This is a genomic window from Microbulbifer bruguierae (assembly GCF_029869925.1).
GTDB classification, from domain to species: Bacteria; Pseudomonadota; Gammaproteobacteria; order Pseudomonadales; family Cellvibrionaceae; genus Microbulbifer; species Microbulbifer bruguierae.
In genome coordinates this window covers 1,233,916-1,249,426 of record NZ_CP118605.1, presented here as the reverse complement: position 1 = coordinate 1,249,426, position 15,511 = coordinate 1,233,916, and the positions used below count along the sequence as shown (strand labels likewise).

The following is a 15,511-nucleotide window of genomic DNA, read 5'->3' as shown; positions in this document are numbered from 1 at the left end:
GGCTTGTAACTACAGGCGGTAAATACTCCGATATTGCGCGACCCCTACCTGAAAAGGTGTATGGTCCTGCAGGTACAGCCGCAGGCAATCTGCCGCATCAGGTTCACCGTGTACCAGCATGATCCGAGTGTCCGCGTTCAGTTTCGAATTTAACAGCCACTCACAGAGTTCCACATAGTCCGCATGGGCCGACAGTCCTTCCAGCACTTCAATTTGTGCCTTGCAGGGGACGTATTCGCCGTGGATTTTCACACTGCTTGATCCCGCCAGCATTCGCGCACCGCGGGTGCCGCCCGCCTGATAACCGGTAAACAATACCGTAGCGCGATGATCCGGCAACAGCCGTTTCATATGGTGCAATATGCGGCCGCCGGTCGCCATACCGCTGCCGGCAATGATGATGTGCGGGTAGTGAATATTCTCAACGGCCTTGGATTGGTCGACACTGCGGGTGTACTGGATACCGGTACACATAAAGGTGCAGTTCTCGGAGCTGAGCCGGTGCTGGTCCGGATAGCGGGAATAGATTTCCGATGCGTCGATCGCCATGGGGCTGTCGAGTATGACGGGCAATTGGGGAATCTTTTTCTCATGCATCAGGGAAAGCAGAAGGAACTGTAAGGTCTGTGCGCGGCCGACAGCGAAGCTGGGAATCAGCAATACACCACCGCGAGCTGAGGTCTGATTCACGATCTCGGCCAGCTGCGCTTTTTGGTCGACCCGCGCATGGCGGCGGTCGCCGTAGGTGGATTCCATCAGCAGCAAGTCGAGTTCCGGCAGCGGGCTGGGTGGATGCATGATGAGGTCGTCCGCACGCCCCACATCGCCGGAAAATCCCACCCGCTTGCCCTCCGCATGCACAATGGCACTCGCCGCCCCCAGAATATGTCCCGCGGGCTGGAAGTGCAGTTTTGCACTGCCGATATGGAAGGGCTGATCAAAGCCAACCGGCTGAAACAGTTCCATACAGCGCTCGGCGGTGTCACCGGTGTAAAGCGCTTCCGGGTGGCTGTGTTTTCCGAGCTTGTGGCGCTGGTAGTACTGGGCATCCTCTTCCTGAATACGCCCGGCATCCGGAAGCAGGATTGAGCACAGATCCATGGTGGCATGATGGCAGTAAACGGGTCCGCGAAATCCCATGGAGTACAGACGGGGAATAAATCCCGAGTGATCGAGGTGCGCGTGGGTGAGTACGATCCCTTTGAGTTTTCGGTAATCGAATAGCGGTGTTTCCCAGTTGCGCTCGCGCAACCACTTGTATCCCTGGTACAGGCCGCAGTCGACCAGAAATTCTGTTTTTCCCTCGTCAATGGAGACGAGAAATTTCGAACCGGTGACTGTCCCGGTACCGCCCAGAAAAGTGATATTCATGGCTGCCGCTCCACAGCGGGGATCGGGGTCATAGCTGTAACTTCAAAAAGATCCCGGTTCTGGTGAAAGTATTCACGAGCGTAGGCCAGCTCGCCCGGCGTCGCTGCATATAACGTCGCGAGCGATTGATGGGCCTCAACACGGTCTCCCACTTTCACCCGCAATCTAAGTCCGGCTTCCGGTGAAGAGGGGGCGCCGGCAACCTTCGCCAGATGGGCGAGGCGACGATTGTCCATGCTGTGTAACCTGCCAGCACACTTGCTGCGCAGTTCGATATGGTGGCTGGCGACAGGCACTTCACGGAGCCCTCCCTGAGCCTCGCAAATTGCACGGAACTGCAGCCAGGCCTGCCCGGAATACAGAATTTCCCGCGCCTGCTGCAATGCCTGAACGTCGTCTGCGCCGGTTGCCATCGACAGCAGCTGGCCGGCGAGATACAGCGCGCGTGCCTCGAGGTCTGGTGGAGCGTTTTTTTCATTGCGCAAAACACTCAATACATCCCTGGCTTCCTCCGCCGGTCCTATGCCATTACCAATGGTTTCAGTGCCGTCGGTCACCACGCATCGCACCGTCAGTCCGAGTGCACTCGCGACGACCCGGAATAACTCCGCCAGCATCTCCGCCTGTTGCTGAGTGCGAAGCTTCGCCGTCGGGCCGACCGGCATGTCAATCAGGATATGTGTGGAGCCGGCAGCCATCTTTTTAGACAGTACCGAGGCAACAAGTTGGCCTTCACTGTCGAGATCCAGCGCGCGCTCAATACGTATCAGCAGATCGTCTGTGGGACTGAGTCCCACCTTGCCACCGGCCGCAAGACAGGCGCCGGTGCGGGTGATGACTTTGCGCAAGCGATCGAGTGTCAGATCAACGTTGGTCAGTACTTCCATGGTATCGGCGGTACCCGCCGGTGAGGTAATGGCGCGGGAAGAGGTTTTCGGGATGATCAGCCCTGCGGCACTGACTATGGATACGACGATGGGCGTGGTACGGTTTCCCGGCAGGCCGCCAATACAATGCTTGTCGAAGACCTTTTCGTGCTCTGGCCAGTGCAGCTGGTTGCCGATTTTTGCCATCGCGCTGGTCAGTGCTGTGGTCTCTTCCGAAGACAGGCGGCCGCCGGCACAGGCGGAAATAAATCCCGCAATTTCGATATCGGAATAGAGGCGCCGGCTGATATCGCGAATAATGCTGCCAATCTCATCGGCACTGAGTGCGTGGCCGTAAATCTTTTTGCGCAGTGCGCTGAGTGATCCAACCTGGGGGACATGGTGTACTGTTACCGGCTGTCCGTGGTGTAGCGCGAGAAATTCCCAGGCGCTATCGGAAAAGCCGATGCTGCCGGGAGGCAGGATTTCTTCCGAGACGGTATTGAGGGTTGCGATCAGGGTCCCGGATTCTGCTTTGATCTGTAGCCTAGTATTGGCGGTATATCCTTCGGCGCGACAGATCGAGCAGTCGGTGCGCATGTAAACCAGCGGCTCCTGATGGGTATCAATTCCCAATTTGTAAGCGTAAAGCGTCGTTGCCCGGGACATGCCGTCTCCCTGGAAATTCATGTCGGGGTCGTTGATACGGGAAGGCGGACACATCCATTTATTCTGGCGCTATCCATCCCGTTGGAACATTTTGCCCGCTCTTTAATTCAAGTCCGATTATGCGACACCGGCAAGTTGATGTCTCGTTTGCCGCCCATAGTGGCTTTCTTACATCACTTCGCAGCCGTTCGCTCAGGCGCAATCAACCCATTTGCTGTGATCGCCTTGTGAATCCTGGTGCAGGTCCTGGCGAAATTGTTCACATCCCCTAGCGTGGGCTTCTCGTTGGCATCCAGCCGTTTTTCCCAGTCTTCTATTTCCATATCCAGATACTCCAGTAACTTCTTCGCGCACCCCTGACAGGGGCCTGCGCAAAGTTCCGCTGCCGGCATGGAAAAGGGCAGGGTAGCGCGGACTTCCGCGATAATGTTGCGCATGGCGGTGGTGGTGTCGGGTTTCACGATCTCAGTTTAGGGTCGTCAGAACCCCTGTTGTGTCCTCAAATGACCAGCTTCGGGCCCGTGACTACTGGGTTTGGTTGAGGCTTGTGGGTAGACTGGCGATCGCTCAAAAACCGTTCGATGGAACGCAAAGATTAGGGGAATCTCTTGGCCGAGTTGGAGGCGCTTTTTAGTCTGATTCCGAGCCAGACACCCGGTCTTACGCTCGGACTGCTGTTGCTGGTCTGCGTGGTCAGCGCGTTTATCTCTGCCGTCACCGGTGGCGCGGGGGGCATTCTGATGTTTGCCGCGCTCAATGTCGTCATTCCCCTGCGCGCCCTGGTACCCATTCACGGCGCAGTTCAGCTGCTCAACAATCTCGCCCGTGTCGTCTACGTGCGCGAACATATCCGCTGGGACCAGTGCATCCCGTTTTTTGTCGGTTGCACCCTCGGCTCCGCTGTCATGACCCTGGGGCTCGCCAACCTCGACTGGCAACAGCTGCCGCTGGTGCTGCTGGCGGTATTGATTTTTTACACGGTGTTCAAACCGAAAAAACTCCCGGAAATCCGCCTCCAGCCGCGGAATTTTTTCTGGGTGGGTATCGCCACCGGTACTCTCGGTATCGTCGCCGGCGCCGTGGATCCGTTGCTGGCCGCGTTTTTTGTGCGCAAGGACATGACGCCGAAAGAGATCGTGGCGAATAAATCCGTAATGCAGGCCTGGTGTCACGCGCTCAAGGTACCCGCATTCATCTACCTTGGCTTTGCCTTCTCCGAACACCTCGGATTGATCCTGCTGCTGACCGTGGCAGCAGTAATCGGCACGCGCATCGGTATTGCGCTGTTGAACCGGATCGACAGCGAGCTGTTTTTTAATCTTATGCGCGCCGCACTACTGATTGCCGGTGCCCGCATTGTTTACCAGTTATTTGCAATATAAAAACCTACAGGTATTTCCATGGCTGATTACCAGATTATCAATCCCTACAGTGGCGAATTGATCGAAGCCTACGACTTTCACACCAAAGAACAGGTGGCAGAAGCCATTCAAATACTGGTGGAAGGGCGCAGCAAGCAGCTGGCAACCCCAGCCTTCGAACGCTCGAATATCCTGCTGAAGCTCGCGCAGCTGCTGCTGGAGCGAAAAGAAGATCTGGCCCGTGCCATCACCGAAGAGACCGGCAAAACCATCAGCGACAGTCGTGTAGAAATCGACCGCGCGTATAACACCGCTCTTTCCAGTGCCATGGAAGCGCGCAATATCAACGGCGAAGCCCTGGACTCTGATGCCTTCCCGCCCATGCGCGAGAAAATCGGCGTGGTCCTGTGGAAACCGCTGGGTACCGTGCTCTGTATTACACCGTTCAACTTTCCCATTAACATTGCCGTACACAAAATCGGCCCTGCATTTGCCGCTGGAAACACCATCCTGTTCAAACCTGGCCCGCAGAACAAACGCTCCGCCGAACTGCTGGTAGAACTGTGCTACGCCGCAGGTATGGACAAATCCGTGCTGCAAATGCTGATCCCGGACATTGAAGCCACCAGCTTTGCTGTATCGCATCGCGAAATTCACGCGGTCAATTTCACCGGTGGCACCGCCACTGCTAATGCCATCGCCGCCAATGCCGGCTACAAGAAAATGCTGTTCGAACTGGGTGGCAATGATCCACTGATCGTCATGCCGGATGCCGACCTGGATGCCGCTGTTGCCGCCACCATCAACCAGCGCTTCGCCACCGCGGGCCAACGCTGTACTGCCGCCAAGCGCCTGTTCGTGCACAGCCAAGTGTTTGATGCCTTCGCCGAAAAGCTGGTGAGCGCCACCGCGAAACTCAAGGTTGGCGACCCCGCTGAGGACGACACTTTTGTCGGCCCGCTGATTCACGCGGCTGCTGCCAACGAAGTAGAAGGGCGCATTGCGTCTGCAGTAGATGCCGGTGCCAAGGTGCTGTTTGGACACAGGCGCGAAGGCAATATCCTCTGGCCTACGATTCTCGAAAACGTTGCCGATGAAGCGGAGCTGGTGGCAGAGGAAACCTTTGGTCCCGTCGTACCACTGCGAAAATTTGATGATGAATCGGAGCTGGTTTCACTGATCAACAACTCGCCGTTTGGTCTGCAGGCAGGTGTATTTACCCAGAACCTGGCGCTGGCCAAACGCCTCTACAACCAGCTGGATGTAGGTCTGTTGGCGGTCAACGACGGTCCCGGCTTCCGTGCTGAGCACTTCCCATTTGGCGGCGTAAAAGAAAGCGGTGTGGGCCGGGAAGGCGTGCGCTATGCGATTCGTGAAATGAGTTACCAGAAAACACTGGTGATTTAACCATCCCAATTCGAAGCTCGAACTGAAAGGCGAAGGGCGGGGACTGGGTGGAAGGTTTCAGGAGCGTCGGCGACATGGACGTCGCCGCCGCAGCGCCCAAGGATGGGTCTACAGCGGCCCTGAAACCTTCCACCCAGTGCCCGACCGCCACGGCCCAAGTTAAGAACCATGAAAAAACATGGTCTTGGCCATCCACTCAAATTTCCCCTATACTCCGCCCCAACTTGTCGGAGTGCCTTTGGGCTGAGATCGCTGTCGCGAGATCCGTTGAACCTGATCGGGGTAACCCCCGCGTAGGGAACAAGATCTGAATTCGCTATTGTTCGTGTGCATGTGAAATCATCGCGCCCGAAATCCGCTCTCTCCCCCGCCAGTACCCCGGCAATCCATTCACGGAATCATTAATGGAAGCAAGCGTCAGGAAATGACGTAAGGGGTAAGCATGTCTCAAGTCGCCGAAGCACAGAATAAAACCAGCAAAAACACTCGCGCCGCCCAACAGGAACGCGCCAAAAATTTCCTCGATAACCTCACCGCCCAGCAATTCCCCAATTCCCGCAAAGTCTATCTGGAAGGGGAGACAGAAGGTGTCAAAGTCGGCGTGCGCGAAATCTGCCTCGGCCAAAGCCTCGTCGGCGGTGACGAACAAAACCCCGTATTTGAACCCAACGAACCCCTACAGGTGTACGACACCGCCGGGCTATACTCCGACCCGGACTACAAACCCAACGTCCGCGAAGGCCTGCCCAAACTGCGCCAGCATTGGATTGAAAGCCGCGGCGACACCGAAATTCTCGACACCCGCCAAGCTGCCTATAGTCAGAAGCGCATGGCGGACCAGGGTCTCGATCATATCCGTTTCGACAATCTGCCCGCGCCGCGTAAAGCCAAAGCGGGTAAAAATGTTACCCAGATGCACTACGCCCGCCAGGGCATCATCACCCCGGAAATGGAATTTATCGCCATCCGCGAAAATATGGGGCGCGCCGCGCTCGCCGAACAGCTGAGCGAAGCCGATTATCAGAAAGCCCGCGAAGGTATTTATATTCCGCCGCAGGTCACCCCGGAATTCGTCCGCCGTGAAGTCGCCGAAGGTCGCGCGATTATTCCTGCGAACATCAATCACACTGAACTCGAGCCGATGATTATCGGCCGCAATTTCCTGTGTAAAGTAAATTCCAATATCGGTAATTCCGCGATTACTTCCTCCATCGAGGAAGAGGTGGAAAAACTCGTCTGGTCCATCAAATGGGGCGGTGACACCGTCATGGATCTTTCCACCGGCCAGAATATTCACGAAACCCGTGAATGGATCCTGCGCAACAGCCCTGTCCCCATCGGCACCGTGCCGATTTATCAGGCGCTGGAAAAAGTAAACGGCATCGCCGAAGACCTCAATTGGGAAGTATTCCGCGATACCCTGATTGAACAGGCTGAACAGGGCGTTGACTACTTCACCATCCACGCCGGCGTGCTGCTGCGCTACGTGCCGCTCACTGCCAAACGCGTCACCGGCATCGTTTCCCGCGGTGGCTCGATTATGGCCAAGTGGTGCCTCGCTCACCACAAGGAAAATTTCCTCTACACCCATTTCGAGGATATCTGCGAAATTCTCAAAGCCTACGACGTCAGCTTCTCCCTCGGCGACGGCCTGCGCCCCGGCTGTATTGCCGACGCCAACGACGAAGCCCAGTTCGGTGAACTGCGCACCCTCGGTGAACTCACCGAAATTGCCTGGAAACACGATGTCCAGACCATGATCGAAGGCCCCGGCCATGTACCCATGCACAAGATCAAGGAAAACATGGACGAACAGCTGGAACACTGTCACGGCGCGCCTTTCTATACCCTCGGCCCATTGACCACCGATATTGCACCAGGCTATGACCACATCACCTCCGGCATCGGCGCCGCCATGATTGGCAGTATGGGCTGTGCCATGTTGTGCTATGTAACGCCCAAAGAGCATCTGGGATTGCCGAACAAAGAGGACGTAAAAGAGGGCCTGATGGCCTACAAGATTGCCGCTCACGCCGCCGACCTCGCCAAAGGTCATCCCCGCGCCTACAAACGTGACAATGCTCTGTCCAAAGCCCGTTTCGAATTCCGCTGGGAAGACCAGTTCAATCTCGGTCTCGACCCCGAACGCGCGCGCATGTACCACGACGAAACCTTGCCGAAGGAATCCGGCAAGGTCGCCCACTTCTGTTCCATGTGCGGTCCGAAGTTCTGTTCCATGAAAATTACGCAGGATGTCAGGGAATACGCAAAGCAGCAGGAGGCGGAAAGAGGCATGGAAGAAATGTCGATCAAGTTCAAAGATCTCGGCGCCGAGATTTATCATAAAGGCTGAAGAAATCATCAAGTAATTGATTGGTCGACGTGAAGGTGACGATGCCGGTACACGTTTGCGAGACCTTCTAAAACAGGGATGTTTTAGAAGAGCCCCCAGGGATGGGTTCACGGCGTGTCTCGAAAACGTGTACCGGCAGCGGCACCGCCCGGATCTTTCCAAGTACGTAGCAGGACTGGGTCGTGAACACTGAATCCCAACAAAATATCGCGATTGCAGGGGCTGGCCTGATGGGGCGGCTTCTTGCATGGCGCTTGTCAGAAAAAGGCCACCAGATCACCCTGTTCGAGTCGGACAGTCTGGATAAACCTGTGGGTGCCTGCCACACCGCCGCCGGCATGATCTCGCCACTCTCCGAATTATTTCACTGCCCACTCCCTATCTACCAGCTGGGCATGCAAAGCTTGCAATACTGGCCCCAATGGGCAAAACAGCTGGAGTTACAAACCGGAATGCCGGTTGGCTACCGCCGCTCCGGCAGTATTCTCATTGCCCATCCTCAAGACCGCAATGAACTGCTGCAATTCCAGCAGGAACTCAATGCAAAGCTCGGTATCGAAAACAGCCATCAACTCCAATGGCTCGATAACAACGCACTGCGCGAACTGGAGCCGGAACTCGACCGCTTCGACCAGGGCCTGTTCCTGGCCACCGAAGCAGACATCGACAACCGAAAGCTATTGCCGGCACTGCTGAAGGCACTGGAGTTAAACAAGGTACAACTGAGGGAGCACTCCCCGGCAGAGTGTTTTCCGGGGAAAGTGCACACTGAAAACAGCACACAAGACTTTGATCTGGTTATCGACACCCGCGGCCTCGGTGCAAAAAAGGAAGTCGACGGCTTGCGCGGCGTACGCGGCGAAGTCATGGTGGTAGAAACACCCGAGGTGCAACTCAACCGGCCCGTGCGATTATTGCACCCGCGCTACCAGCTCTACGCGGTACCCCGAGCCAACAACCAGATCGTGATCGGCGCCACCGAAATCGAGAGCGAAGATATGAGCCCCATATCCCTGCGCTCCACCATGGAACTTTCCAGTGCGCTCTACTCAATCCACCCTGCGTTCGCCGAAGCTCGGGTAATCGAAACCCGCGTTAACTGCCGTCCAGCCACCATGGACAATTTACCGGTTGTAGATGGCGAACCAGGATTATTACGTATCAACGGGCTCTTTCGTCACGGCTATCTGCTGGCTCCGGCACTCGCGCTGCAAGCCGAGTCCGAAATTTCCAGAGTAAACCAACCCACAGAACAGGTGACCTGATGCAACTACTGGTCAACGGTGAACACGTCCATTTTGAAGAGGGCAAAACACTCGCCGGTCTATTGCGACAACTGGGCTACAGCGGTGAAACCTTCGCCGTGGCACTGAACGGCGACTTCGTCCCCCGCACCACTTACGAGAAAACTTCACTGACCGCTGGCGACAATCTGGATATTGTTGCTCCGGTAGTGGGAGGCTAAGGATGCACGACAAACTGAAACTCTACGGCAAGGCATTCGACAGCCGTTTGCTGGTAGGCACCGCACTCTATCCGTCACCAGCGATCATGCGCGAATCCATCGCCGCGTCCGGCTCGGAAATCATAACTCTGTCTCTGCGTCGCCAGAGCCCTGGGCAGCAACAGGGAAAAATGATCTGGGACTATATCCGTAAGTCCGGCTGTCAGCTGTTGCCCAATACCGCTGGCTGCAAAACCCCCAAAGAAGTCATCGCCCTGGCAGAAATGAGCCGGGAAATTTTCGGCACAGACTGGCTCAAGCTGGAAGTGATCGGCGATGACTACAACCTGCAACCGGACCCTTTCGGACTGATCGAAGCGGCGCGAGAGCTGGTGAAACGTGGATTCAAGGTGTTGCCGTATTGCACCGATGATCTCGTGGTGTGCCGCAAGTTACTTGATGTCGGCTGCGAAGTCCTGATGCCCTGGGGGTCCCCTATTGGCACCGGTCGTGGCCTGATGAACAAATACAATCTGCAGACCCTGCGCGAACGCCTGCCGGATACCCCGCTGATTATCGACGCCGGAATCGGAGCGCCTTCCCAGGCCTGTGAAGCGATGGAAATGGGGTTCGATGCGGTGCTGCTCAATACGGCCATTGCCAGGGCCCAGAACCCGGTACTGATGGCCGAATCATTCAGGCAGGCGGTGGCGTCCGGTCGCGCTGCGCGCAATGCCGGCCTGATGCTGAAACGTCAGACCGCCAGCCCCAGCACGCCGACGCTGGATATGCCGTTCTGGCAGCAGACGGTGAGCAGCGGAGAAGGATTATGAGTGGTATAGAGCAAATCCGGCCGATCGTCTGGACCATCGCCGGCAGCGATTCCGGTGGCGGTGCCGGAATTCAGGCGGACCTGCTCACCATGCACGATCTCGGGGTTCACGGTTGCAGTGCCATTACCGCGAACACCGCCCAGAATACCCTCGGTGTGCCGGCGATCAATGTGGTCGCAGATGGGGTTCTGCAGTCCCAGCTGGATGCGTTATCTGCCGACCTAAAGCCCTCTGCCATCAAGATCGGACTGCTTGCCAATGTGGCGCAGGTGCGTCTGGTGGCCAACTTCTTGCGAGAGCTGGAGTCTCGCGGCGAAGCCGTGCCGGTGGTTTATGACCCGGTGGCGGTCGCCACCAGTGGTGCCCAGCTTACCGAAGACAGCACCGGGGCGGCGGTCATGAACGAGCTGCTGCCGCTGTGCGATCTGATCACACCGAACAGTATTGAGCTGGCATGGCTGGCCGGGGGCGTTGCGGATTGCGCTGAGTCGATTCTCGCAGCAGCGCGAAAAATACGTGATGGCTATAAATCCGCGCTACTGGTCACCGGCGGCCACGGCGAAATTGAACCTGGCACCACGGCAGATCTGCTGTGCACTGGGTCGGGAGAACGCATCCGCGAACACTGGCTGATCGGTAAAAAAATCGAAACACGGGATACACACGGCACTGGCTGTACCCTGTCGTCGGCGATCGCTGCGCTGCTGGCGCTGGGGTATCCGTTAAAAGATGCCTGTGTCGTGGCGAACGCCTACGTGCGGCGTGGGTTGCGGCTGGGAAATACTGGGCATATCGGCACGGGGGCCGGCCCGGTGGGACACTGCGGCTGGCCTACCGAGCTGCGGGACTACCCCGAAGTACTGATTGCCGGCAGCGAAAGGGCCAGGTCGTATGGGATCTTCGATATTTCTGCCGCGGCCAGCTTCGCCGCGGAATTTGCTCAGCCTGACACCACTCGGCTGGGCCTGTATCCGGTGGTGGACACCGTGGAGTGGATCGAAAAGCTGGCGGAGGAGGGCGTGCGTACCCTGCAATTGCGTATCAAGCACGCCAGAGATGACCTGCGGGAGCAGATCGAGCGCGCCGTCGCCATTGGCCGCCGTTACGACCTGCGTTTGTTTATTAACGACCACTGGCAGCTGGCGATCGAGTGCGGGGCTTACGGGGTTCACCTCGGACAGGAAGACCTGCACACCGCCGATCTGAAAGCCATTCAGGCGGCTGGCCTGAAGCTGGGTATCAGTACCCACGGTTTTTTCGAGCTGCTCTACGCCTGGCAGTACCGTCCCAGCTATCTTGCCATTGGTGCCATTTATGCCACCACTACCAAGGATATGAGTGGTCAGCTGCAGGGTCCGCAAAAGCTCGCCCTTATGGCTGCGCTTCTGCCGGATTATCCGCTGGTGGCGATCGGTGGGATCAATTTGCAGCGGGCGCCCGATGTGACCGCGAGCGGTGTCGGCAGTATCGCCGTGGTTACCGCAATTACCGACGCGCCCGACTACCGCCAGGCTGTGGCACAATTGCGCGCAGTGATTGAATAGTCGGAGCCAGGCCTTGTTGAGTCGCAAACAGTTACAGCGTTATAGCCGTCAGATCATGTTGCCGCAGATTGGCGAGACGGGGCAGGAGAAATTGTCGGCTGCGCGGGTGCTGATCATCGGCCTCGGTGGCCTCGGCAGCCCGGCAGCGCTATATCTGGCGGCAGCAGGCATTGGTGAATTGCATCTGGTGGATGGCGATACGGTGGAAATCTCCAATCTCCAGCGCCAGGTGCTGTATAAAACCAACCATCGCGACAAGGACAAGGCGCAGGTAGCCGCACAGCAACTGACTGCCGCCAACCCGGAAATCCGCATTCACGCTCATTGCCGTATGGCCGATCAAGCCTGGCTGTCCTCCCTGCTGTCTCAACAGTCTTTCGATCTGGTGCTGGACTGCACCGATAACCTGAATATCCGTCACACCATCAACCGTGTATGCAGGGTGCAGCGGGTGCCTGTGATCATGGCTTCCGTGCGGGGTTTTTCCGGGCAGCTGGTGAGCTTTGATTTTGGCAGCGAATCCAGTCCTTGCTATGCCTGCCTGTTTCCTCCGGCAACCGAACAGAGTGAGCTGCCGGAAGCGGAAAACTGTTCTACCGTCGGGGTTGTTGGCCCGGCACTGGGGATGGTGGGCAGCGCACAGGCGCTGGAGGCGATCAAAATGATTGTGGGCTTGCCAGTTTCCAGCCTGAATAGGTTGCAGCTGTTTGAGGCGGCCTCGCTGGAGTGGCGGGCGCTGACCTTGCCGGCAAACAGCGCTTGCCCGGTATGCGGATAAACAGTAAAACGGGTGGGCGGTTTTACATTTGATCCAGTGAGGGAAATCTCATGCGTAAATCTGACAGTGTCTCCGGGGTGTGTGTTTTTTTACTTGTTCTTTTTGTGACCGGTTGCTCTAAAAGTGAGGGACCATCGGCTCAGGAACCTGAAAAGCTCGCTGTTGCCGTTGATGGCCCGCCGGTGACAAGCCCATCAGCTGCAGGGACTGACGCTGCGCAGATTTCTGAACAATTACTCGCGACTTACCAGCAGACCTGTGGGAATTGTCACGAGCGCGGGATCGTCGGTGCCCCGGCAACCGGCGATGTCGCCGCTTGGGCGCCACGGGTAGCCCTGGGAATGGAAACCCTTGTGGGGCGCGCCCGGAATGGTTTCAAGGCAATGCCTCCCGCAGGTCTGTGTTACAACTGTAGCGATGAAGATTTTGCACAGTTGATCCGCTACATGTCTTCGGAAAAATAGTTGCGCTTTTCGTTAATTACTCGCTTGTGAGATCGAATTGAAAAAAATCCCGGCCTTGCGACCGGGAAAGGCTCAACGAGTATTTAAATTGATCAGTCAGCTTTCGCGATTTTGTGTGTCGCAAAGTGCTATTAGAAACTGGCTTCTGCCGTCAGCCACAGTTTGTCAGTGTCGACACTGAAGTCGTCGGCGCTGTAAGCGCTGTACTTCATGCTCAGGTTTACACCCGCCAACTTTCCAGCGACGAGAAAACCCGCTTCGCTGCCGAGCTTGTCCATACCGGAAACGCCGCTGTCATCGGAACTGAGCTGATGGTAGTTGAGGGCGAACTTGACCCCGCCGAGACTGGTGCCGAGTGACAGGTATACATCTTCAATTCCCCCCAGAATATTGCCGGTGCCGCCTCCCAGGAATTTGTCATTCCAGCCCTGAAATTTGTGCAGGGTGGCGAGGGGCGTGATGAACTGGCCATCGGCGCCGTCTGCACCCAGCAATTCGTAACCGCCGGCGAGGGTAACCGGGCCCATTTTGTAGCTGCCTTCAGCGAGGAGGTAGTCTGCGTCGTAGTCCGCCGGGTTGTTCGCTGCAGAAGATTGCATGGCGTATTCCAGCGCGTACGCGAAGCCGGCCTGGCTGCCGGCAAAACGCAGGCCATAGGTGTCGGTGGAGAAGGCTGCAGCATCTTCGTTGTCGATCAGATACGCATATCCGCTCAGTGCGCCAGCGGAAAGGCCTGCGTACTTCGCATTCAGTAGGTAGGTATCGTTCGCGTGGTCACCTGCGGGGCTGTCTTCGCCGAAAATCCGGTTTACGTTGTGGATATGGGCGAGAAACAGTGTGGTGTCCGCCAGGCTTGTATTGCTTGCGCTGAACCCGTCGTAGGTCTGTTCATTCTGACGGAAACCGACACCACCGACGAATCGCTGGTTATCCAGCAATATCCGTTGACGGCCGTATTTGAAGGTGGTGCCGCTGGTGGTGTAAGCGAGGTAGGCCTGATTTACCTCGGTACCTTCGGGGTCGCCAACGCCACCTTCAAAGTCGGTGATATGGGTGACGTCGTCCATTTCAATCAGGGTGCTGAAACCCTGATAGGCCGCGGAAGAATAGGTCAGGCGCGTTTTCAGGCTGGTGAGATCCACATCGCTACCGTCGGTATCCACCAGTTCTGTGCGGGCGCGAAAGCTCAGTGTTACATCACCCTGTGCCAGCGCATCACCGAGACTGGTTACGGCGGGAGCTTCCGGTTCCACGCTCTCCTGTGCCGCGACCGGCAGATTGATGGCAGCAAGGGACACTGCGCCGATGGCTGCAGCCAGAAGCTGACGGGGCAGGCGTTGTGAGGTCTGAAGTGCAGAAGTTGCTGATTTCATTTTCGGTTCCTGTTTTGGTTATTCAAAAATTCTTTTGTCTGAACATGTTCCGGTGATTCCCGGAAATTCGTTTTTTCGGAGCGAAAAGTTCCCCGGCGGAGCGAATTACTGCTCCGTGTATCGTTCAATCTGGAATCAGAAGGCGTTTTTCAGGCGGCGTCTTCGACCGTCGGTTTCGCGGCCTTTTGAGGCGTTGGGGTTGCCACCTTCTGAGAGGCTTGCTCGGTATTGCGTTTTTTTACCGGTACGTCGGGTTTGCTGTGTCGCTCGTGGAGGAACTTCAATACCCGTGCCCGGTACTGGTTGTAGAGAGTGTCATCCGCGAGCTCTAACCGGTGGCGCGGGCGCTCCAGATCTACGTCGAGAATTTCTCCGATGGTGGCGGCAGGTCCGTTGGTCATCATGACAATGCGATCGGACAGCAGTACCGCTTCGTCTACGTCGTGGGTAATCATGATGACGGTATTGTTGAGCTCTGCCTGGATTTCCATCAGAGAGTCCTGCATGTGAGCGCGAGTCAGTGCGTCGAGCGCACCAAAGGGTTCGTCCATCAGCAGTACTTTGGGTTGCATGGCCAAAGCGCGGGCGATACCGACACGCTGTTTCATGCCACCGGAAATTTCGCCCGGGCGCTTGTGCATTGCGTGGCCCATGTGCACCAGTTCCAGATTGTGTTCTATCCAGGTGCGCATTTCGGCCCTGGTTTTTGTTTTGCCGAACACCTGCTTTACCGCAAGCTCGACATTTTCGTAGGCCGTGAGCCAGGGCAGCAGTGAGTGATTCTGGAATACCACGGCGCGCTCGGGGCCGGGCTCAGTCACTTCCTTGCCATCCAGAATCACCCCGCCGCGGGTGGCCTGGTAAAGGCCCGCTACCACATTCAACACCGTGGATTTGCCACAACCGGAGTGGCCAATCAGGGAGACGAATTCCCCCTTGGCAATTTTCAGGTCGACATCCCGCAGGGCGGTAAACGGCCCCTTGGGTGTCGGGAATTCCATATCGATATGGCTGATGTCCAGGAGGATGCTCATGGTGTTGATCTCCG

At 56.9% G+C, this 15,511-nt stretch carries 14 protein-coding genes and 1 riboswitch; of the genes, 9 read left to right on the top strand and 5 right to left on the bottom strand.

The window, feature by feature from the left end:
* Window positions 1-9 precede the first annotated feature (9 nt).
* The 3 genes from PVT68_RS05300 to PVT68_RS05290 form a co-directional block, all read right to left on the bottom strand.
* Window positions 10-1,371, bottom strand: coding sequence for an MBL fold metallo-hydrolase (locus PVT68_RS05300; RefSeq protein WP_280321612.1), 1,362 nt, complete (start codon window positions 1,369-1,371; stop codon window positions 10-12).
* Complete coding sequence (locus PVT68_RS05295) at window positions 1,368-2,960, bottom strand: thymidine phosphorylase family protein (protein WP_280321611.1); 1,593 nt, start codon at window positions 2,958-2,960, stop codon at window positions 1,368-1,370. Before PVT68_RS05295 ends, PVT68_RS05300 begins: the two co-directional genes overlap by 4 nt.
* Before the next feature lie 119 nt (window positions 2,961-3,079).
* Complete coding sequence (locus tag PVT68_RS05290) at window positions 3,080-3,367, bottom strand: hypothetical protein (RefSeq protein ID WP_280321610.1); 288 nt, start codon at window positions 3,365-3,367, stop codon at window positions 3,080-3,082.
* Between the two features lie 147 nt (window positions 3,368-3,514).
* On the opposite strand from PVT68_RS05290, the gene PVT68_RS05285 reads away from it, so the two are divergent.
* From PVT68_RS05285 to PVT68_RS05245, 9 genes are all read left to right on the top strand, one after another.
* Complete coding sequence (locus PVT68_RS05285) at window positions 3,515-4,288, top strand: sulfite exporter TauE/SafE family protein (RefSeq protein ID WP_280321609.1); 774 nt, start codon at window positions 3,515-3,517, stop codon at window positions 4,286-4,288.
* 18 nt (window positions 4,289-4,306) lie between these two features.
* Window positions 4,307-5,674, top strand: a complete 1,368-nt coding sequence (safD, locus tag PVT68_RS05280) for a sulfoacetaldehyde dehydrogenase SafD (protein WP_280321608.1) — start codon at window positions 4,307-4,309, stop codon at window positions 5,672-5,674.
* A gap of 218 nt (window positions 5,675-5,892) precedes the next feature.
* Window positions 5,893-5,991, top strand: a riboswitch (TPP riboswitch).
* A 125-nt stretch (window positions 5,992-6,116) separates the two neighbouring features.
* Complete coding sequence (thiC, locus tag PVT68_RS05275) at window positions 6,117-8,027, top strand: phosphomethylpyrimidine synthase ThiC (protein WP_280321607.1); 1,911 nt, start codon at window positions 6,117-6,119, stop codon at window positions 8,025-8,027.
* 182 nt (window positions 8,028-8,209) lie between these two features.
* Window positions 8,210-9,292 (top strand): glycine oxidase ThiO, encoded by a 1,083-nt coding sequence (thiO, locus tag PVT68_RS05270; protein WP_280321606.1) that lies wholly within the window; start codon window positions 8,210-8,212, stop codon window positions 9,290-9,292.
* The gene (gene thiS / locus PVT68_RS05265) at window positions 9,292-9,492 is read left to right on the top strand and encodes a sulfur carrier protein ThiS (RefSeq protein WP_280321605.1); all 201 of its coding nucleotides are present in this window, start codon (window positions 9,292-9,294) and stop codon (window positions 9,490-9,492) included. Before thiO ends, thiS begins: the two co-directional genes overlap by 1 nt.
* 2 nt (window positions 9,493-9,494) lie before the next feature.
* Window positions 9,495-10,304, top strand: coding sequence for a thiazole synthase (locus tag PVT68_RS05260; RefSeq protein WP_280321604.1), 810 nt, complete (start codon window positions 9,495-9,497; stop codon window positions 10,302-10,304).
* Window positions 10,301-11,848, top strand: a complete 1,548-nt coding sequence (gene thiE / locus PVT68_RS05255; protein WP_280321603.1) for a thiamine phosphate synthase — start codon at window positions 10,301-10,303, stop codon at window positions 11,846-11,848. Before PVT68_RS05260 ends, thiE begins: the two co-directional genes overlap by 4 nt.
* 13 nt (window positions 11,849-11,861) lie before the next feature.
* Entirely contained in the window at window positions 11,862-12,626 is a 765-nt protein-coding gene (locus PVT68_RS05250; RefSeq protein ID WP_280321602.1) for a HesA/MoeB/ThiF family protein, read from the top strand.
* A gap of 50 nt (window positions 12,627-12,676) precedes the next feature.
* Window positions 12,677-13,090, top strand: a complete 414-nt coding sequence (locus PVT68_RS05245) for a c-type cytochrome (protein WP_280321601.1) — start codon at window positions 12,677-12,679, stop codon at window positions 13,088-13,090.
* 131 nt (window positions 13,091-13,221) lie between these two features.
* Here the strand turns inward: PVT68_RS05245 and PVT68_RS05240 are convergent, their stop codons facing one another.
* Window positions 13,222-14,463 (bottom strand): alginate export family protein, encoded by a 1,242-nt coding sequence (locus PVT68_RS05240; protein WP_280321600.1) that lies wholly within the window; start codon window positions 14,461-14,463, stop codon window positions 13,222-13,224.
* 149 nt (window positions 14,464-14,612) lie between these two features.
* Window positions 14,613-15,497, bottom strand: coding sequence for an ABC transporter ATP-binding protein (locus tag PVT68_RS05235; RefSeq protein ID WP_280321599.1), 885 nt, complete (start codon window positions 15,495-15,497; stop codon window positions 14,613-14,615).
* Window positions 15,498-15,511: the final 14 nt, after the last annotated feature.

Coding starts and splice junctions, on each gene's coding strand:
- PVT68_RS05300 (WP_280321612.1), bottom strand. CDS start 1,371: ATGAATATCACTTTTCTGGGCGGTACCGGGACAGTCACCGGTTCGAAA.
- PVT68_RS05295 (WP_280321611.1), bottom strand. CDS start 2,960: ATGTGTCCGCCTTCCCGTATCAACGACCCCGACATGAATTTCCAGGGA.
- safD (WP_280321608.1), top strand. CDS start 4,307: ATGGCTGATTACCAGATTATCAATCCCTACAGTGGCGAATTGATCGAA.
- thiC (WP_280321607.1), top strand. CDS start 6,117: ATGTCTCAAGTCGCCGAAGCACAGAATAAAACCAGCAAAAACACTCGC.
- thiS (WP_280321605.1), top strand. CDS start 9,292: ATGCAACTACTGGTCAACGGTGAACACGTCCATTTTGAAGAGGGCAAA.
- PVT68_RS05260 (WP_280321604.1), top strand. CDS start 9,495: ATGCACGACAAACTGAAACTCTACGGCAAGGCATTCGACAGCCGTTTG.
- thiE (WP_280321603.1), top strand. CDS start 10,301: ATGAGTGGTATAGAGCAAATCCGGCCGATCGTCTGGACCATCGCCGGC.
- PVT68_RS05245 (WP_280321601.1), top strand. CDS start 12,677: ATGCGTAAATCTGACAGTGTCTCCGGGGTGTGTGTTTTTTTACTTGTT.
- PVT68_RS05240 (WP_280321600.1), bottom strand. CDS start 14,463: ATGAAATCAGCAACTTCTGCACTTCAGACCTCACAACGCCTGCCCCGT.
- PVT68_RS05235 (WP_280321599.1), bottom strand. CDS start 15,497: ATGAGCATCCTCCTGGACATCAGCCATATCGATATGGAATTCCCGACA.